The sequence below is a fragment of the Cobetia amphilecti genome, assembly GCF_032923285.1.
Lineage (GTDB): Bacteria > Pseudomonadota > Gammaproteobacteria > Pseudomonadales > Halomonadaceae > Cobetia > Cobetia amphilecti.
Genome location: NZ_CP136695.1, coordinates 2,771,330 through 2,790,809 on the forward strand (window position 1 = coordinate 2,771,330; position 19,480 = coordinate 2,790,809).

The following is a 19,480-nucleotide window of genomic DNA, read 5'->3' on the forward strand; positions in this document are numbered from 1 at the left end:
AGCCTCGTCAAAGTTGACGTAAAACGCAAAGTATCCGGCGCGTTCTGATCATCTCGCCGCCCCCAACTTCACGACACTGTGTTCAACAAAGGCGCAGAGGCAATGCGACCGGGGCGTGCAGGTTGACGTCTGGCGACATGGCCGCTGCGACTTACCGCAGACAAGTGTCCTGACACGTGAGGCTCGACGATGAATCGCAAGACTATCCTGACATGCGCCATCACTGGCGCGGGTGATACCGCCAGCAAGAACCCGAATGTTCCGGTGACGCCGAAGCAGATCGCCGATGACTGCATCGCGGCGGCCAAGGCCGGCGCCAGCGTGGCCCACATTCACGTGCGTGATCCGGAGACCGGCGGCATCAGCCACTCCACCGAGCACTTCCGTGAAGTCATGGACCGTGTGCGTTCAGCCGACACCGACATCGTCATGAACATCACCGCAGGTGGCGGCGGCGACTGGATTCCGGATGCCAACGACCCGACCCGTGGCGGCCCGGGCACCGATATCCAGACCCCGGCCGAGCGTCATGCGCCGATCCAGGAACTGCTGCCGGAACTGTGCACCCTAGACTGCGGCAGCCTGAACTTCGGCGACATGGTCTACATCAACACCGCTGACTGGCTGCGTGAGCACGCTCGTCTGGTGCAGGCCGCTGGCGTCAAGCCGGAGCTCGAATGCTTCGACCTGGGCCACGTCTGGTTCGCTCGCCAGCTGCAGCAGGAAGGCCTGCTCGACGACGACCTGCTGTTCCAGCTGTGCCTGGGCATTCCTTGGGGCGCGGAAGCCGACACCGAAACCATGCTGACCATGAAGAACAAGCTGCCGACCAACTCCAACTGGGCAGCCTTCGGTATCGGCCGCATGCAGATACCGATGGTCGCACAGGCCGTGCTGCTGGGCGGTCACGCTCGCGTCGGTCTCGAAGACAACCTCTATCTGTCCAAGGGTGTGATGGCCACAAACGCTCAGCTGGTCGAGAAGTCCTCTGGCATCATCGAGAACCTGGGCTCCAGCGTGATGCCCCCGGCCGAGACTCGCGCCTTCCTCAAGCTGCGTGATCCGTCCACCGGCAAGACCGCCGGCGACGTGGCAGCCCTCGAAACCGCAGGCGGTGTCGCATGAGCCAGTTATCTGTCGTAGGAACCGGTGTCATCGGCAACGGCTGGATCTCCCGCGCGCTGGCCAATGGCTGGGACGTGGTCGCCTTTGATCCGGCCCCGGATGCCGAAGCCCGCACTCGCGCCTTCGTCGAGAATGCCTGGCATGCACTGGAGAAGGATGGCCTGGCGGAAGGCGCTTCCGTCGATCGTCTGCGCTTCGCCGCGACCCTCGAAGAAGCTGTCGTCGGTGCTGATCTGATCCAGGAAAACGTGCCGGAGCGTCTGCCGCTCAAGCAGGAAATCCTCAGCGCTATCGATGCCGCGGCAGAAGAGCACGTGGTGATCGGCTCTTCCACCTCCGGATTCAAGCCGACCGATCTGCAACAGGACTGCAAGAAGGCGCCGGGCCGCGTCATCGTCGCCCACCCCTTCAACCCGGTCTATCTGCTGCCGCTGGTCGAGCTGGTGGGTGGCGAGCACACCTCCCCGGCGCTGCTGGAAGGCGCACGCGAAGACTATCAAGCACTGGCCATGCGTCCACTGATCGTGCGTCGCGAGATCGAAGGTCACATCGCGGATCGTCTGATGGAAGCGCTGTGGCGTGAAGCCCTGCACCTGGTCAACGATGGCGTCGCCACCACCGAAGAGATCGACGCGGCCGTCGTCTATGGCTGTGGTCTGCGCTGGTCGCTGATGGGCACCTTCCTGACCTTCCACCTCGCCGGCGGCGAGCCGGGCATGCGTCACATGCTCGAGCAGTTCGGCCCGGCCCTGAAACTGCCGTGGACCAAACTCGAAGCGCCGGAGCTGACCGACGAGCTGATCGACAAGGTCGTGGAAGGCTGCGAATACCAGGCAGCGGGTCGCCCGGTTGCCGAGCTGGATCGTCGTCGCGATGACTTCCTGGTCGAGCTGCTGACGCTGACGCGCAAGTACTGGCCGGAAGCCGAAGGTCTCGAGGGGCGTATCTGATGGACCTGCTCAAGATCACGGTGCCGCATGAGTGGGTCGACTACAACGGCCACATGAATGATGCCGAATACGCGCGTGCCTTCTCGATGGCGGTCGAGGCGCTGATGGAGCACGTGGGCCTGGATGCCGAGGGTCGTCGCGAACACGACCTGACCATCTACACCCTGGAGACGCACCTGTGCTACCTGGCGGAGGCGCACGAAGGCCAGACACTCAAGGTCAAGGTCCTGCTGCTGGATCACGACCCCAAGCGTCAGCACGTGCTGTTCACTCTGACCGATGCCGACGGCGGCGAGATTGCCACCAGCGAGCAGATGTTGATGGCGATGAGCATCAGTGGCGGTCGTCCGACCCCCTGCCCGGAAGCGGTGGCGGAGCGCATCGCCGCCCTGCCCCAGCCGGCAGGCGACGAGGACTGGCCCAAGGCGGCCGGTCGTCGTATCGCCATCCGCCGCAAGACGACCTGAGACGTGTGACAACCGATGTCCGCTTCGGATAACAAGTCGCTGATTTAGCGTCGAAACCCGCACCCTGCCAGTCTTCTGGCGGGGTGTTATTGTCTTGGGACACCCGCCGAGAGCCGACTCATGACCATGACGCCTTCCCCCATCACCTGTCGCGCCTTCATCGATGACTTCGCGCGCGGCATGGATGAAATGGTAGAGATGCCGCTGGCAGACGCCCGCAAGCGCTATGAACAACTGTGCCAGCAACTTGGTGCGCCGCTCGCCGAGGGCGTCACGACCCACGAGAATCATGTCGAGATCGCCGGCCGGGCAACGCCGCTGCGCCTGCGCCACTTCATCCCGGAGGTGGCACGCAAGGCAGACGGCAACCTGCCAGCACCGGTGGTGTTTCTGCACGGCGGGGCCTGGCAGATAGGCTCGCCCGAGAGCCATCAGGGCATCGCCTCCAGCCTGGCCGCCCAGCTGGGGCGTGAGGTGGTCAGTGTCGATTATCGCCTGCTGCCGGACGCCAACTATCAGGACGCACTGGCGGATTGCCTGGCGACCATCGAGCACCTCTCCGCCACTGTCGAACCGGTGGCCATCGTCGGTGACAGCGCCGGCGCTCGACTGGCGATGGATGTGGCGCGCCGACTCGATACCGAGATGCCCAACATCGGCCTGCAGGGCACGCGCATGCAAAGCCTCGGCACCCACGGCGCGGAAATGGAGACGGCCCACCATCAGGAACATCCGGCCCCCGAGAAGCCCACAAGCTATGTGCTGGGGCTGATCTACCCGCCGATGGACCCGGTCTTCGTGCTGGCCAAGGAGAACGAGTTCGCGCTGGGTTCGGATGCGCCGCTACTCGGCCGCGATGAAGTGGTCAGCATGTGGCTGACCGTCGCCGAGGGCGACCGCTCCGCCAGCTATTCGCCCTCGCCGGCCCATTCCCAGCAGCCGCCGGCACGCCAGATCGAAGTGCTGGCCGCCGAACATGACCCGCTGACCCAACCGCTGGAGGCAGCGGTGGATGTCTGGCGCTGGCGCGGTGCCGATGTCGGCTATCGCAGTGCAAGCGGCATGGTGCATGCGGCGCTGCATGCACATCATGCGCTCCCCGAGATGCAGCACGCCTGGCAGGCCTTCTGTGAAGCCCTCGATCGGCGTCTGTGCGCCCTGGACTAGCGCAAAACGCCCAGCCACGAAAGTCGTGACTGGGCGTTTGTGTATCTGGTGACAGACATAGCTGGTGACCGACATAGTTGACGGCAGATATAGCTGATGACCGAAGGGCCTGGTGATGACCGCTCGAGCGTCAGCTGTCGGTCAAGTCTTCAGGCTCGCCGGTGACATGAAGCGCAGCTCGATGGCGACCGGGCACTGACGGATGCGCTGATGCCACTCTTGCTCCAGCCGCTCCCGCGTCATGTCCTGAGACGAATCCTCCGTCAGTACGACCACGACGATCAGTCTGAAATTGGCATCAAGGGTGCGGTCCGCCAGCAGCGCCTCGTAGAGCAGACTTTGCAGCACCGTCTGCGCTCTGGCGTAGTGCTTGAGCACCTTCACTTCAATGAACGTGAAGGGGGCACTTTCTCCCTCGAGCAGCGCATCGAAGCAGGCATCGGTCTCGCCGACACGCACATGCCGCGTCATTCCACCGCTCGCACCACCGCCACCACCACCCGCAGTGGAGGACTCCTGCATCTGACGCAGCACCGCATCCTTCAGCTGGGTCATCTGCTGGCGATGATGATCCAGATGCTCGGCACGCGATAACGGCGCCTTCTCGTCGGTGCCGTCCTGCGGGCTCAACAGCTGCGCAACATCGGCATCGTCGACGGCCTGCCCACTATCCTCATCTGCGGCTGATACCTGAGCCTCGGCGCCTACTCCGCCCTGCTGCCAATCACTCTCCCCCAGCGACTCCTGCACCTCGCGAGTCAGACGCTTCTCCTGCTCGGCTGGCGATAGCGTGCGCATGAAGGAGCGATCCTTGTCGTAATCCCCCGGCGCATACAACTTGCCGTGATGATGGGTCACGAGTCGATAGAACACCGCCAGCACCAGCAGCGGAAACACCACGATGAAACCGATCAACGGCCAACGCTCCGCCACCGTCAGCGTCTCGGCCGCCGAATTCAGCAGCAGACTCGCGAAGCCATAGATCAACGAGATGAACAACGCGATGATCCCCAGCGGGTTCCGCGCCAACTGCCTGGCATATTTCATGAACTGCATACGCGCTCCATTCCTTGGGGCTTACTGAGGGCATCCACATGCAATGGGGGCGAGCAGCCCGATAATGCAAGAGGCCAACCTCACCACTGCATCACGATGAAGGTCAGGGTCATCACGCCGATGGCGGCCAGCCAGGCGCCCAGCACGCGCTGGGCGATGACGAAAGCCGTCTCGGGGAGCAAACGCCCGGCTAGTGCAAGAACTCCCCTGCCGGCGACAACGATGAGGAGTATGGCCGTCATCACGCCCAGCAGTATTGCCACTGGGGTAGTGGCCACGTCATGACCGACGAACAGCAGGGCGACCACCAGCCTCGACAACACTGCCGGGATACGCGCCATCAGCGCCCTGCCCCACAGCGTGCGCAGCGGTAGATGAATCGACACCAGCAAGGCCACGACGATCGCGAAACCCACGACTCCCATCACCAGGTAATCCGGTGCGGCAAGGTGGCGCACGAACTTGCAGCAATTGTTGAAAGCAGCGCCCTTGTGTTGAAAGCAGCGTCCTTGGCCAGGTCTCAGCGCGTCTGGCGCGGGGAATGCCCGAAGTGGTTGCGGTAGGCACGTGAGAAGCTGGAGCTGGAGGTGAAACCGCTCGACAACCCGACCGAGAGAATATCGAGGTCGGTTTCCTTGAGCAGATGCCGCGCCCGCTCCAGGCGCAGCCGCAGGTACCAGGCCCGCGGTGAGGTCGACAGCTCCTGTTCGAACAGGCGCTGCAACTGGCGCAGCGAGACGCGACAGCGCTTCGCCAGCTCCTCCAGCGACAAGGGGGTGTCCAGGTTCTGCTCCATCAGGGCGACCGCATCCACCAGCTGGCGCTTGTGGGTGCCCAGGCGGCGCGCCAACGTCATGCGCTGCTGGTCCGTCCGCGTGCGCATGCGGTCGTGTACCAGCTGCTCCGAGACATCCACCGCCAGCGCCGTACCGTGTCGGCGGGCAATCACATCCAGCGCCATGTCCATCGCGGCTGCCCCACCGGCACAGGAAAAGCGCCGCGCGCCCAGCTCGAACAGCTCATCCGAGGTACTGATGGTCGGGAAGCGCTCACGAAACGCCGGCAGGCTTTCCCAGTGCAGCGTGACCCGCTCGCCGTCCAGCAGTCCTGCCGCCGCCAGCAGGAAACAGCCGGTATCCAGGCCGCCCAGCACACAGCCTCCGCCATCGAGACGATGCAGCCAGCCCGTCAAGGCGCGATTGAGGTGCGCCTCTGGCTCGAAACCACTGCATACCGCCAGCGAAGGCAGGGAGCGAATATCGAGAATGCTGTGGTCGGCGACCAGCGTCATGCCACTGGAAGACGTGACCGGCTGGCCATCCTCACTGATGAGCAGCCAGCGAAACAGCGGCTTGCCACTGATGCGATTGGCGATGCGCAGAGGCTCCACGGCCGCGAAGAACGCCATCATCGAGAAGCGTGGCAGCAAGAGAAACCCGATGGTTTCCGGTAGCGGGCCGATGTAATCGAGTCGCATCGTGCAGTGGCTCCAGAGAGTGAGAAGGTGAATCCGTCCTGCCCGGCGGCTGAGCGCAAGCAGCGTCAATGACGTTGTGAGGGCAAGCGTCCGGGGGCAGGCTCCGCTCACGCCCCTGCATCGCCGGAATGTTATCCCGAAAGCGTCCCAAAGACGGCCAACATCGTCGCTTTCAGGCAACAAGTGGTCGCATCACGTCAAAAATATCATTACATGATTTCTGCCTCTCTGACAGCCACGACGCCACTGCGCGATAGCCCTTGCCAATGAGTCTGCGTGACCGAATGGGCTCGCTGGCGAACGCGCTTTTCTAAAACAGCCAATTTTCCAGAAGCCGTAGCCATCAAAATCAATTCTATTCATAATATATTGTAATGCTTTGAGGGAGTTAGCGTCTTCCCGCGCCGCTCGACAAGCATTCACATCTTCATCTCGTTGCCTTATCGACAACAATTTTTCGCGACAGATGAACGGTCATTCCGCCGTGACCGCGACAGGGAACGCTGGCCCTACGACCAGCTCGAACAGGAGATATTGCGTGACCCCACCTCAGCCTGACCCCGCCTCACCTGACAATTCCAGTACCAAAAACGCCAGCACCAAAAAAACCACCTCAGACGGCAGCGCCGCTGCAGTCGTCGGTTCTCAGCGCTACCATTCGCCGGACCTGAGCCTGCGCGTCGAGACCTCCGGCCCGCTCAAGGGCATGCACAAGGGCATGACCCTGACCTCCGCCGGCCTGCTGCTGCTTTTCGTTCTCGCCACCGGCCTGGCTCCCGAGCTGTCCTCCAGCCTGTTCGGCGCCGCGCGCGCCTGGATCGAATCCACCTTCGGCACCTATTACCTGGTGACCATCGTCGGTCTGATCGGCCTGTGCATTGCCCTCGTCTTCTCCCCCTGGGGCAAGCTGCGCCTGGGCGCGCCGGATAGCCGCCCCGAATTCTCGCGCTTCACCTGGATCTCGATGCTGCTCTCGGCAGGCGTCGGGATCGGCATCCTGTTCTTCGGCGTCGCCGAACCGATGTTCTACTTCGACAACTCCGGCGGCTTCGGCTACCCCAACAATCCGCACGCTGACCTCGCCGGCCATATGGCGATGGATCACGCCCGTGCCGTCGACGCTCTCAAGCAAGCATTCTTCCACTGGGGCCTGCACGGCTGGGCGGTCTATGTCATCGTCGGCATGACGCTGGCCTACTTCGCCTATCGTCGCAATCTGCCGCTGGCACTGCGCTCCGCGCTCTATCCGCTGATCGGTGACCGCATCTATGGCCCCATCGGCCATGCCGTCGACATCATGGGCGTGCTGGGCTGCGTGTTCGGTATCGCCACCTCACTGGGGCTGGGCGTCAGTCAGATCGCCGTCGGCCTCAACCGCCTGACCGGTATCGACTCGGGTATCGGCACCCAGGTCGTGTTGATCGCGGTCATCAGTGTCATCTCCATCGCCTCGGCGGTCTCCGGCGTCCAGCGCGGCATCCGCATCATTTCCGAGCTGAATGTCGGCGTGTCCGTCATCGTGGTCGGCAGCTTCTTGATCGGTGGCCCGACCCTGTGGCTGATCAGCATGTTCGGCGAGACGGTTGTCTCCTACGTGCGTGACGTCATTCCCATGGGGCTGTGGGTCGCGAGCACGCCGGTCGAGCGCGACTGGCAGGATGCCTGGACCATCTTCTACTGGGCATGGTGGCTGGCATGGGCGCCGTTCATCGGTCTGTTCATCGCGCGTATCTCCAAGGGCCGCACCCTGCGTGAGTTCATCCTCGGCGTGCTGATTGCCCCGCCGCTGATCATCTTCATCTGGCAGACCCTGTTCGGCGGCACCGCACTGCATCAGGAGCTGAACGCGGCCATGGGCCCGGGCACCGGCCAGCTGATGGGCATGATTCGCGACTGGAATCTGCCAGAGGCACTATTCGCTACCGCCGATGCGCTGGTGAGCAATGACATTCTCAGTACCGTGCTGACGTCGCTGCTGATCTTCCTGCTGATCAGCTGGTTCGTGACCAGCTCCGACTCCAGCACCCTAGTCATCACCACCATCCTGTCGATGGGTGATGAAAACCCGCTGCCGCGTCACCGCATCTTCTGGGGTGTCTGCATCGGCTCCGTCGCGGCGGTGCTGCTGATGGCAGGCGGACTCAAGGCGCTGCAGACGGTCCTGATGGCTGCCGCCCTGCCGGTCAGCTTCGTGATCCTTGCCATGACGCTTGGCTTACTGGTCGCGCTGGTCGATGAATCGCGCAGCATGATCACGTCGCGTCGTCAGCCGAAGACCGGCCCGCAAGCCACGCCGCGAACGGTCAGCCAGACCAACGCGAGCTAAGGCCTCTGACAGTGATTTCGTGACGCAGGATTCCATGATGCAAGCGTAGAGAAGGCAGCGTGGCGCTCTCGGCACTTGCACCGGAATCACAGGCCTACTGGCCCGCATTTATTAGAATGTGTGTGATCACAGCATCAGCATCGCGTGACCTTAGCGTCACAATCGTGTCACCCACGCATCACCAATGCCCGCTCAGGCCAACACCTGAGCGGGCATTGTCATTTCTGGCGTCTTTTGCATGCTCTTCACGTCGTATTGTGGCAAGCAGGCGTCGCTTGCCTCCAACGTCCCCACACCGCACCTGACTAGTCTGGAAGTGCGCAACTATCTGCCTGACAGCCGGTTTCATTACTGACAGGACATTGACCGAAAAAGTGCCCAGCCAGGCAAGCATCACGCACTCTGCGTTCTCGAAATTGGCCACCCCCGGCATTGCCCTGGTCGTGAACACCATCCCCCACTTTAGCCACCGGCCTTATCCGTATCGATTCCGCTCTCAAGGCCTCAAGGCACTCAGGCCGCAGCAGAAGCGACAGCTCAAACAGCAATTAGGACGACAGCCCACACAACAACTACAACAATTTAGGAGTCTTCTCATGGCAGCGACAGACCATGATCCGCTCGGTGATCCCGCACGACACCCTTCGCAAGGCAATGCCCTCTCGGCACATATCCAAGTGGAAACCAGCGGCCCGCTCAAGGGCATGCACAAGGGCATGACCCTGACCTCGGCCGGCCTGTTGCTGGCGTTCGTCGTCGGGGCTGGCCTCTCTCCCGATGGGGCGGCCACCATCTTCGGTGCCGCGCGCAGCTGGATCGAACATACCTTCGGCACCTACTACCTGGTGCTGGTGGTCGCGATGATCGCCCTGTCGCTGGTACTGGTGTGCTCACCGTGGGGCAGCCTGCGCCTCGGCCCCAAGGACAGCGCCCCGGAGTTCTCGCGTTTCACCTGGATCTCGATGTTGCTCTCGGCAGGTGTCGGCATCGGCGTGCTGTTCTTCGGTGTCGCGGAGCCGATGTTCTATTTCGACAATTCCGGTGGCTTCGGTTACCCCAACAACCCGCACGCGGATCTGGCCGGCGCGACTGCCATGGATCACGCCCGCGCCGTCGAGGCGCTCAAGGTGGCCTTCTTCCACTGGGGGCTGCATGGTTGGGCGATCTACGGCATGGTCGGCATGACGCTGGCCTACTTCGCCTATCGCAAGAAACTGCCGCTGGCGCTACGTTCCGCGCTCTATCCGCTGATCGGTGATCGCATCTACGGCCCGATCGGCCATGCCGTCGACATTATGGGCGTGCTGGGCTGCGTGTTCGGTATCGCCACGTCGCTGGGGCTGGGCGTCAGCCAGATCGCGGTGGGCCTCAATCGCCTCACCGGACTGGATGCCGGCATCGGCACCCAGCTGGCGCTGATCGTCGCGATCAGTGCGATCTCCATCGCCTCGGCGGTTTCCGGCATCAAGCGCGGAATTCGCTTCATCTCCGAGCTGAACATCGGCGTGTCGGTCCTCGTGGTCGGCAGCTTCCTGATCGGCGGCCCGACGCTGTGGCTGATCTCGCTGTTCGGCGAGACGCTGCTGGCCTATCTGCGCGATGTGGTGCCGATGGGGCTGTGGGTCGCCGAGACCGCGGAAGAAAACAGCTGGCAGGTCGGCTGGACCATCTTCTACTGGGCCTGGTGGCTGGCGTGGGCGCCGTTCATCGGGCTGTTCATCGCCCGCATCTCCAAGGGCCGCACCCTGCGTGAATTCATTCTGGGCGTGCTGATCGCGCCGCCGCTGATCATCTTCATCTGGCAGGCGCTGTTCGGCGGTACCGGCCTGTATCAGGAGCTGACGGCCAGCATGGGTGCTGGCAGCGGCGAGCTGATGACGCTGGTGCGCAACTGGAATCTGCCCGAAGCGCTGTTCGCCACCGCCGATGCCCTGGCGGGCAACAGCGTGCTGAGCGTCATCCTGTCGTCTCTGCTGATCTTCCTGTTGATCAGCTGGTTCGTGACCAGCTCGGATTCCAGCACCCTGGTGGTCACGACCATCCTGTCGCTGGGCGATGAAGAACCGCTGGCGCGCCACCGCATCTTCTGGGGCATCTGCATCGGGCTGGTGGCCGGTACGTTGCTGATGGCGGGCGGGCTCAAGGCGCTGCAGACCATCCTGATGGCCGCCGCCCTGCCGATGAGCTTCGTGATCGTGGCGATGACGCTGGGCCTTCTGGTGGCGCTATGTCAGGAATCCGGCATCGCGCTCATGAAACTCGGCAAGCCCAAGCCGGACAGAAGCCAGGCCTGAGCTTGAGGCTGAGAGTAAGCCTGAACTTGTGCCAGTCCCCACATAAAGCCTCACTGGCATGACATGCTCTGCCAGACCGGTCCTGCCAACCGCACTCGCCGAGCCATCCCGTCACAGGGGCGGCTCGGCGAGTCGCGTTGGGCAACACATCAAGCTCATGCCTGCCGATATCGCGCTGGAGTGGGCCGTCATGTCGCAACAAGCCAATTAGTTGTCGTGCATATCCAAAACTGCTTACCCAGTACGGATAGTCTTATGAGGTCCTTGCCATTCACAGGAGCTCAGCATCGGCCTCTTCAACGCGTCACCTCATCCCCGCATCACGTTGCCAGCCACGACAATAACAACACCAGGACTCGCACAATGACCCACCACTCGCCCTCTGCACAGCCTGCTTCTGATCAATCCGCGTCTGAACAGTCCGTCTCTGGACAGTCCAATCATGAACAACAGAACACGCACTCCGCTGACGACATCTGCGGGCTGGGACACTCGGCCTGTGGCAAGGAGCAGTACCTGACCTCGATCGCGACCGTCTGCGTGATCGCGCTGCTGATCGGTGCCGCCGCCCTGTTTCCCCAAGGATTTCTGGCCAGTCTCGACCTGATCAAGGGCTCGGTGATCGGCAACTTCGGCTTCCTGTTCACCTGGCCGGCCTTTGCCGTCTCGCTGCTGCTGGTCGCGGTCTGCTTTACCCCGCTGGGCAAGCTGCGCTTCGGCGAAGGCGACCCTGAATTCCATACCCTGAGCTGGATGGGCATGCTGTTCGCCACCGGCATGGGCATCGGCCTGCTCACCTGGGGCGTGCTGGAACCCAAATATCACACCGATGCCGGCCTGAGCACCGACATGGCGCTGCTCAACGCCTTCAATCACTGGGGCCTGCTCGCCTGGGCCGGTTATCTGGCCATCGGCGCGCTCTTCGCCCACGCCATGTACAACATGAAGATGGTCAAGCCCGCCGAAGAACTGCTGGGCAACGGCCTGTGGAGCAAGCTGAACCTGATCAGCCTCGTCGTTTCCACCGTCATCGGCCTGTCGCTGTCCTTCACTTACGCGACCACCCCGATCCAGCAGGGACTGGTCAAGCTGGTCGGCATCGAGTTCAGCCCGACCCTGATCATCTGCGTGCTGGCCGTATGCGCCATCATCTCCTCCGCCTCGGGCCTCAAGCGCGGCATCAAGTGGCTGAGCAACTACAACACCCTGTTCGCGATCATCCTGATGCTCGGCGTGCTGGTGCTGACCGTGCCCGGCGATATCCTCTCCACCTTCGTGCGCCTGGTGCCGGAATACCTGCTCAAGTACCCCGCGATGGCCACCGATATCGGTCTGGGCGATCCGGAGCGCAAGACATGGCTGGCAGACTGGCTGTATGCCTTCGAGGCGGCCTGGTATGGCTGGTTCATCTTCACCGGCGTCTTCATCGCCCGCATTTCCAAGGGCCGCACCCTGCGTGGCATGGTGCTGGGCGTGATGCTAGTGCCGACCCTGTTCTCGTGCCTGTGGTTCGTGGTCTTCGGGCTCGGCAGCCTGAGCCTGGGCGTCGATGACGTGTTCAAGCTGATCGACACCATCGACAGCAGCGGCCTGCTGTCCCTCATCCTGACGCTCAACATCCTGCTGTTCTTCATCACCAGTGCCGACTCCGCGGGCCTGGTGTGCGAGATGCTGACCGTCAAACGCTCACGCGCCTTCTGGATCGTCTCCATGGCGGCACTGGCCGTCGTGGTCAGCTGGCTGGGCGGCGATGTCTACAAGACCCTGCTGAGCCTGATCTCGGTCGCCGCCATCCCGGTCGCCTTCGGTATCTTCGCGCTGGTAATCGCCTTCGTGATCCGCGTACGCCGTGATCGCGCCACCCGCGCCGTCCCGGCACCGGCGCCACTCACCCAGCGCTGAACGCCATGGCGTGAGATGCGTCGCAGCGCGTACTGATGCGATGCATGACAACGCAATCTGTCCAACGCGATCTATCCAAAACACCGGCCCTGCCCTCAAATGAGGTGTAGGGCCGTGTCACGTCTGATGAACACTTTCTTCGCTACCTACCAGGAACGACACGTCTTGCGCCTTCGCCGTATTGACAGTCCATCAGCACACACTGATAGGCTGAAATGACTGGCAGAATGCTGGATTTTCAGCGCTTCATGCTGGCAAGACATCAAACATCCACAAGCCTTGCTAGCATTGGTATTGCTGACAGGGCCATTGCGAACATCGCCATTGCGCTCAGGTATGTGCCGAGTGCCATCCGATCCAAGGTGAAGCAAGTGCCTTGCCATGCGGAAGATCGTCTTGCCCAGCGCCTGCCTCAAGTCGTCACCCAACAATCACAATGACATAGACAGGTAATGACATGTCCCCGACTTCCCAGCAGAATCCTGGGCAGCAGAACACTGCTCACCCGCCCAATGACGCCTCACACGCAGCGCCTGACTCCCCTTCGCTGACATTCCGCTTCGGTGCCTGGGGCGCCGCCATCCCGTTGATCTTCTTTGTCGTCTGGGCAATCACGACCAGCGTGATGGGGCTGTCCTCTGAAATCGGCCTGGTCATGGGGGCACTGTTCGGGCTGACCCTCGGCCTGTTCTTCTGCACCAGCCGCTGGGAGGACTATGCCAACGGCCTGTTCGATGGGCTGACGCAGCCCATCGGGGTGGTCGCCATCGTCGCCTGGTTCTATGCCGGGATGTTCGCTCAGGTTCTGCAGGTCGGGGGACTGGTCGAAGGGCTTGTCTGGCTGGGCGGCATCTCGGACATGACCGGCGGCTGGTTCGTCGGGCTCACCTTCCTGCTCGCAGCCGTGTTCTCGACCGCTGTCGGTACTGGTTACGGCACCACCGTCGCCTTCTGCACGCTGATGTATCCGGCCGGCATCGCGGTGGGCGGTGACCCCACCCTGCTGTTTGCCGCAATTCTGTCCGGTGCCATCTTCGGCGATAACCTGGCCCCGGTGTCGGACACCACCATCGTCTCCGCCACGACCCAGGGCGCGGATGTCCCCGGCGTGGTGAAAAGCCGCTTCAAGTACTCGATTGCGGCAGCCTTGCCGGCGCTGGCGCTGTTCGTGATCTTCGGCGGCAGCGAGCAAGGCGGCATCACCGACCCCGCGGCGGTTCAATCGATGCAGGAGGCCGCCGATCCAGCGGGCCTGATCATGCTGGCGCCCTTTGCACTGGTGCTGATACTGGCACTGCGTGGACAGCATCTGCTGACCTCTCTGACCTGGGGCATACTGCTCGCCATTCCTGTCATGCTGATCGCCGGCACCGGCAGCCTGCCACAGATCATCGCCTTCGATGCCGAGGCCGATGGCGTCATGACTGGTGCATTGGTTCGCGGCGTCGAAGGTTACGTCAACATGGGCATCCTGATCCTGCTGATCGTCGGTGCCGCCCACCTGATGACCCTCGGCGGCACCATGGAGCATGTCACGCGCCTGCTGATGCGCTGGATCAAGCAATCGATGCGCCGCGCCGAAGTGGCCATCTGGGGCATCGTGGCGCTGCTCAACAGCGCCATCACCATCAATACCGCCGCCGAGATCGCGGCCGCACCCTTCGTGCGTGCGCTGGGCACCCGCTACCGCATCCATCGCTATCGCCGCGCCAACATGCTGGACGCCGTGACCTCTGCGCTGGGCTACATCTTCCCTTGGGGTGCACCGGTACTGCTTGGCTGGTCGACGATCCAGTCCATGCAGGGCACCTATGATTGGCTGCCCTCCGTCTCACCGACCGCCGTCTTCCCGTTTGTCTTCCAGGGCTGGTTCCTCGTGGCCATCATGCTGCTGGCCGCCGTCACTAGCTGGGGGCTGACCTTTGAAGATCAGGATGGCAACGAACTCAAGGAGCGTCCGGCCAGCTGAGCGCACGATCCGCACCACACCGCTGACAGACCCCGACTACGCTGAAAGCCTGTGCCATCACGTTTCCCGCAGGCGTTCAGCGTCCATCGGAAGCGAACAGGACCACGACAGACAGGAGCGACGCATGCCAGCCAGTTTCCACGACCACCTCAGCCGCCAGATCAATGAGCTGCATGAAGAAGGTCTCTACAAGCAAGAGCGCGAGATCACCTCGCCCCAGCGTGCCAGCCTGCGGGTCGCGGGCGGTGATGAACACGAGGGGCAAGGGTCGGAGGTGATCAACTTCTGCGCCAACAACTATCTGGGCCTGGCCGATAGCCCCGAGCTGATCGCGGCCGCGCAACAGGCGCTGGAGCGTGACGGCTTCGGCATGGCCTCGGTGCGCTTCATTTGCGGCACTCATCATCAGCATCGCGTACTGGAAAAACGCCTCGCAGCCTTTCTCGGCATGGACGATGCCATCCTCTACTCCTCGTGTTTCGACGCCAATGGCGGCCTGTTCGAGACACTCTTCGGCCCTGAAGACGCCATCATTTCCGATGCGCTCAATCATGCCTCCATCATTGATGGCGTGCGCCTGTGCAAGGCCAGCCGCTATCGCTATGCCAACAATGACATGCGCGAACTCGAGGCCCGTCTCCAGCAAGCGGACGCCGCCGATGCACGCTTCAAGCTGATCGCCACCGACGGTGTCTTCTCGATGGATGGCGTGATCGCCAACCTCAAGGGCATCTGCGAGCTCGCCAGACGCTACGATGCGCTGGTGATGGTGGATGACTCCCACGCCACCGGCTTCGTGGGGGCCAACGGGCGTGGCAGCCACGAATACCATGACGTGATGGATCAGATCGACATCATCACCACCACCTTCGGCAAGGCCTTGGGCGGCGCCTCGGGCGGAGTGACGGCAGCGCGCGGGCCCATCGTCGAGTGGCTGCGCCAGCGCTCGCGCCCTTATCTGTTCTCCAACTCGCTGGCGCCGCCCATCGTGGCGGCAACGCTCAAGGCACTGGACAAGGTCGAGGACAGCGCCGAGGCGCGCCATCAACTGTGGGAGAACGTCGAACGCTTTCGTCGTGACATGCAGGAGGCCGGCTTCACCCTCGCGGGTGCCGGTCACGCCATCATTCCGGTGATGATCGGCGATGCACGCCTGGCGGGCGACTTCGCCAATCGCCTGCTGGAGGCCGGCATCTACGTGATCGGCTTTTCCTACCCGGTGGTGCCCAAGGGACAGGCGCGCATTCGCACCCAGATCTCGGCGGCACATACCCCGGAGCAGATCGAGACGGCCATTGCCGCCTTCACGCGTATCGGGGGCGAGATGGGCGTGATCGAGTCCACAACGGGAGGTGATGCATGAAGGCGCTGGCCAAACTCAAGGCCGAACCCGGCATCTGGATGACCGAGACGGCCGTGCCGGAAATCGGCCATAACGATGTGCTGATCAAGATCCGCAAGACCGCGATCTGCGGCACGGACATGCACATCTATCAATGGGATGAGTGGTCGCAGGCGACTGTGCCGGTGCCGATGGTCACCGGTCATGAGTATGCGGGGGAAATCGTCGCACTGGGCAGCGAGGTGCGTGGCTACGAGATCGGCGACCGTGTCTCGGGCGAAGGGCACATCACCTGCGGCCATTGCCGCAACTGCCGCGCCGGGCGTCGCCATCTGTGTCGCAATACCGAGGGCGTGGGCGTCAACCGCCCCGGCGCCTTCGCCGAATACCTCGCCCTGCCCGCCTACAACCTCTTCAAGCTGCCGGATGAGATCAGCGATGACCTGGCGGCCATCTTCGACCCCTTCGGCAATGCCGTGCATACGGCGCTGGCGTTCGATGTGGTCGGCGAGGACGTGTTGATCACCGGCGCCGGGCCCATCGGCATCATGGCGGCAGCGGTCATCCGCCATATCGGAGCTCGCCACGTGGTGATCACCGACGTGAATGACTATCGACTGGCACTGGCTGAGCGGATGGGCGCGACGCGTACCGTCAATGTCAGCCGCGAATCCCTGAAGGAGGTGATGGCGGAGCTCGACATGCATGAGGGCTTCGATGTGGTGCTGGAAATGTCCGGCGTGCCTTCCGCCGTCGAGCAGATGCTCGATGTCATCAACCACGGCGGCAAGATCGCCATGCTGGGCATTCCGCCCGGCGAGATGGCCATCGACTGGACCAAGGTCATCTTCAAGGGCCTCACCATCAAGGGCATCTACGGTCGTGAGATGTTCGAGACCTGGTACAAGATGGCCAGCCTGATCCAGTCAGGGCTGGATCTCTCGCCCATCATCACCCATCGCCTTGACGTCGCAGACTTCCAGCAGGGCTTCGAGATCATGGGCTCCGGTCAGTCGGGCAAGGTGGTGCTCGACTGGGACTGAGGGCGTCTGCTCGGCTCAGTCTCCACGCAAGTCAGTCGCCGGCGCGCGAGGCAACAGCCCGAAGGTCTCACCCATGCCGGGGGCGGCAAGGCGCTCGAGGAACCATTTGAGCGCCTTGCCCTGACGACCACTGCGCCACGCGAGCGAGAGATCGATCGGCGCGCGCTGCGTCTCCAGCTGCAGCAGTGCCAGACTGCCCTCCTCCAACTGACGATGGATTCGATGGCGCGGCAGATAGCCGACCCCCAGCCCCTTGCGCTGGACCTCGATCTTCTGCGCCGTGGTCTTGACGATGATCTGGCTGCGGCCATCCAGCAAGCCGGAAGAATGGCCGGGCAGGCTGCGCGAACTGTCCGCCACGATCACGGTGGGATATTCCTGCAGCGCCTCGATGGCAATCGGCTGCGCCAGCCGGGTCAGCGGATGATCTGCCGCCACGGCGAAGACCGGTTCTATTGCGCCGAACCGCCGGCACGCAAGCCCAGACACCGGTGGCTCGCCAGGCGCGCCGATCACCAAATCACAGCGATTGTCGTGCAGCGCATCCCAGGCCCCCGCCATCACCTCCTCACTCAACACCACCCGCGTGCGCGGCTGGATGGCCTGGAATTCCTCCAACAGCGGATAGAGCGCGTCCGGATCAAGAATGGTATCGACGCAGATACGCAGCTCGACCTCCCAGCCGGCTCCCGCCTGACGCGCCAGCGCCGTCATCTCCTCGGTGGCCAGCAGAATGCGCCGCCCATGCGCCAGCACCAGGTGGCCCGCATCGGTCAGCTCGGCCTTGCGGCGCGAGCGATCGAACAGCGGCACGCCCAGCTCTTCCTCCAGCTTCTGGACCGAATAGGAAATCGCCGAGGGCACGCGATGCAGTGTCTCGGCGGCCGCGGCGAAACTGCCCCGCCGCTCGATGGCATCCAGCACGCGCAGGGCGTCGAGTGTGATGGGTGAAACCATGATTCAAAAATTCTGATCATTGAGACCAGAATCCTCCGTTATTTTTTTGATAAGCCACATTCTATAGTAGCTCTATCGATCAAACACACTGTTCTGAAAGACCTCATATCCCTGATCAATGGAGCCACACATGGTCAAGTCTGCCCTCTCTCGCCTGATGACCACCGATTCCAGCCTCGCAAGCCTGGTGCTGCGCGTCCCAACCGGCATCATCTTCATGGCCCACGGTTCACAGAAACTGTTCGGCGCCTTCGGCGGCTACGGTCTGGAAGGCACCGGTCAGTGGATGGCCTCCATCGGTATCGAGCCCGGCTATCTGATGGCGCTGCTGTCCGGCAGCGGCGAGTTCTTCGGCGGACTGGCGATCCTGATCGGCTTGCTGACACGTCCGGCGGCTGCCGTGCTGGCCTTCACCATGCTGGTCGCCATCCTGACCGTGCATATCGGCAATGGGCTGTTCGCGAGCAATAACGGCTACGAATACGCGCTGGCACTGCTGACCATCGCGGCGAGCCTGGTGATCACCGGCGGCGGCAAGCTGTCACTCGACCGTCTGCTGAGCCCGGCCAGGCACGATTCATAAGCCTGCTGAAGGCTGGCTATTCATTACTCAATGCGCGCCCGCACAGTCTCAGGAGGTTGCCATGCTCACGTTACGCCCCGGCAATGAGCGCGGCCATGCCAGGTTCGCCTGGCTGGAGAGCCGCCATAGCTTCTCCTTCGCCAGCTACTACGACCCGGCTCACATGGGCGTCTCCGTGCTGCGCGTGATCAACGATGACCGCGTGGCGCCGGGCGCGGGCTTCGATCCGCACTCGCACAGCGACATGGAAATCATCAGCTATGTGCTGTCAGGCAGTATCGAGCACCGCGACAGCATGGGCTCACGACACACTCTGGGGGTCGGCGAAGTCCAGCTGATGAGTGCGGGGACGGGCATCGAGCACAGCGAGTACAACGCCTCGTCCCGCGAGCCACTGCGCTTTCTGCAGATCTGGATCACGCCACAGGCCAAGGGGCTGCCGCCGCGCTATCAGCAGCAGCCCTTCGCCGCCCGCGACGGCCTTACCCTGTTGATCGCACCACCGGCGCAAGCCGCGCCTGGGGTGCTGACCATCAATCAGGATGCCCGGATGTATCGCATCGGCCTGCAAGGAGATGACGAGCAGCGCACAGCACTGGAACTGCCGCTGAACGCAAGGCGCCGCTACTATCTGCACGTGATCGAAGGGTCCACGCGCTTGAGCGCGGACGATGCGCATAGTGTCTCGCTTGGCGCAGGCGACGCCGTGACGCTGGATCAAGCATCACGGCTCGCGCTGAGCGAAGCCCACCGGCTGCATGCCCTGCTGTTCGACCTGCCCGCCTGAGCCGTTGATGCTGACCAATTCCTGATGGCCAAAAA

The 19,480-nt window shown here is 62.9% G+C and carries 17 protein-coding genes; 13 read left to right on the plus strand and 4 right to left on the minus strand.

Features of this window, described 5'->3' with window-relative positions; all coding sequences use genetic code 11:
• Nucleotides 1–189 precede the first annotated feature (189 nt).
• The 4 genes from R1T44_RS11845 (at nucleotide 190) to R1T44_RS11860 (ending at nucleotide 3,709) form a co-directional block, all read left to right on the plus strand.
• Entirely contained in the window at nucleotides 190–1,125 is a 936-nt protein-coding gene (locus tag R1T44_RS11845; protein ID WP_317292091.1) for a BKACE family enzyme, read from the plus strand.
• A complete protein-coding gene (locus tag R1T44_RS11850) occupies nucleotides 1,122–2,075 on the plus strand; it encodes an L-carnitine dehydrogenase (protein ID WP_176494133.1) in 954 nt (317 codons plus the stop codon). The genes R1T44_RS11845 and R1T44_RS11850 overlap by 4 nt, the downstream gene beginning before the upstream one ends.
• On the plus strand, nucleotides 2,075–2,542 hold the full coding sequence (locus tag R1T44_RS11855; protein WP_213114460.1) for a thioesterase family protein: 468 nt from the start codon (nucleotides 2,075–2,077) through the stop codon (nucleotides 2,540–2,542). Before R1T44_RS11850 ends, R1T44_RS11855 begins: the two co-directional genes overlap by 1 nt.
• Nucleotides 2,543–2,662: 120 nt before the next feature.
• Entirely contained in the window at nucleotides 2,663–3,709 is a 1,047-nt protein-coding gene (locus R1T44_RS11860; protein WP_284727017.1) for an alpha/beta hydrolase, read from the plus strand.
• Between the two features lie 141 nt (nucleotides 3,710–3,850).
• On the opposite strand, the gene R1T44_RS11865 is transcribed toward R1T44_RS11860, so the two are convergent.
• The 3 genes from R1T44_RS11865 to R1T44_RS11875 all read right to left on the minus strand — a co-directional run bounded on the left by R1T44_RS11865 (nucleotide 3,851) and on the right by R1T44_RS11875 (nucleotide 6,242).
• Entirely contained in the window at nucleotides 3,851–4,765 is a 915-nt protein-coding gene (locus tag R1T44_RS11865; protein ID WP_284727018.1) for a hypothetical protein, read from the minus strand.
• Nucleotides 4,766–4,845: 80 nt separating this feature from the next.
• Nucleotides 4,846–5,223, minus strand: a complete 378-nt coding sequence (locus tag R1T44_RS11870; RefSeq protein WP_284727019.1) for a hypothetical protein — start codon at nucleotides 5,221–5,223, stop codon at nucleotides 4,846–4,848.
• 62 nt (nucleotides 5,224–5,285) lie between these two features.
• Nucleotides 5,286–6,242 carry a GlxA family transcriptional regulator gene (locus tag R1T44_RS11875; RefSeq protein WP_054557162.1) on the minus strand — a complete coding sequence of 319 codons (957 nt, stop codon included), beginning with the start codon at nucleotides 6,240–6,242 and terminating at the stop codon, nucleotides 5,286–5,288.
• 538 nt (nucleotides 6,243–6,780) lie between these two features.
• On the opposite strand from R1T44_RS11875, the gene R1T44_RS11880 reads away from it, so the two are divergent.
• The 7 genes from R1T44_RS11880 to tdh all read left to right on the plus strand — a co-directional run bounded on the left by R1T44_RS11880 (nucleotide 6,781) and on the right by tdh (nucleotide 17,118).
• Nucleotides 6,781–8,568 carry a BCCT family transporter gene (locus tag R1T44_RS11880; protein ID WP_284727020.1) on the plus strand — a complete coding sequence of 596 codons (1,788 nt, stop codon included), beginning with the start codon at nucleotides 6,781–6,783 and terminating at the stop codon, nucleotides 8,566–8,568.
• Nucleotides 8,569–9,164: 596 nt separating this feature from the next.
• Nucleotides 9,165–10,862, plus strand: coding sequence for a BCCT family transporter (locus R1T44_RS11885; RefSeq protein WP_284727021.1), 1,698 nt, complete (start codon nucleotides 9,165–9,167; stop codon nucleotides 10,860–10,862).
• Between the two features lie 363 nt (nucleotides 10,863–11,225).
• Nucleotides 11,226–12,764: a BCCT family transporter gene (locus tag R1T44_RS11890; RefSeq protein ID WP_284727022.1), complete on the plus strand. Its 1,539-nt coding sequence runs from the start codon at nucleotides 11,226–11,228 to the stop codon at nucleotides 12,762–12,764.
• Nucleotides 12,765–12,991: 227 nt separating this feature from the next.
• Nucleotides 12,992–13,204: a hypothetical protein gene (locus tag R1T44_RS11895; RefSeq protein ID WP_284727023.1), complete on the plus strand. Its 213-nt coding sequence runs from the start codon at nucleotides 12,992–12,994 to the stop codon at nucleotides 13,202–13,204.
• 17 nt (nucleotides 13,205–13,221) lie between these two features.
• The gene (locus R1T44_RS11900; RefSeq protein ID WP_284727024.1) at nucleotides 13,222–14,733 is read left to right on the plus strand and encodes a Na+/H+ antiporter NhaC family protein; all 1,512 of its coding nucleotides are present in this window, start codon (nucleotides 13,222–13,224) and stop codon (nucleotides 14,731–14,733) included.
• 124 nt (nucleotides 14,734–14,857) lie between these two features.
• A complete protein-coding gene (locus R1T44_RS11905) occupies nucleotides 14,858–16,096 on the plus strand; it encodes a glycine C-acetyltransferase (RefSeq protein WP_317292092.1) in 1,239 nt (412 codons plus the stop codon).
• Nucleotides 16,093–17,118, plus strand: a complete 1,026-nt coding sequence (gene tdh / locus R1T44_RS11910; protein ID WP_317292093.1) for an L-threonine 3-dehydrogenase — start codon at nucleotides 16,093–16,095, stop codon at nucleotides 17,116–17,118. Before R1T44_RS11905 ends, tdh begins: the two co-directional genes overlap by 4 nt.
• Before the next feature lie 15 nt (nucleotides 17,119–17,133).
• On the opposite strand, the gene R1T44_RS11915 is transcribed toward tdh, so the two are convergent.
• Nucleotides 17,134–18,075, minus strand: a complete 942-nt coding sequence (locus tag R1T44_RS11915; RefSeq protein WP_284727027.1) for a LysR substrate-binding domain-containing protein — start codon at nucleotides 18,073–18,075, stop codon at nucleotides 17,134–17,136.
• 130 nt (nucleotides 18,076–18,205) lie between these two features.
• Here R1T44_RS11915 and R1T44_RS11920 point away from each other — a divergent pair, with 130 nt between their 5' ends.
• Both R1T44_RS11920 and R1T44_RS11925 read left to right on the plus strand, forming a co-directional pair.
• On the plus strand, nucleotides 18,206–18,658 hold the full coding sequence (locus R1T44_RS11920) for a DoxX family protein (protein ID WP_284727028.1): 453 nt from the start codon (nucleotides 18,206–18,208) through the stop codon (nucleotides 18,656–18,658).
• Nucleotides 18,659–18,719: 61 nt separating this feature from the next.
• A complete protein-coding gene (locus R1T44_RS11925; RefSeq protein ID WP_284727029.1) occupies nucleotides 18,720–19,445 on the plus strand; it encodes a pirin family protein in 726 nt (241 codons plus the stop codon).
• Nucleotides 19,446–19,480 lie beyond the last annotated feature (35 nt).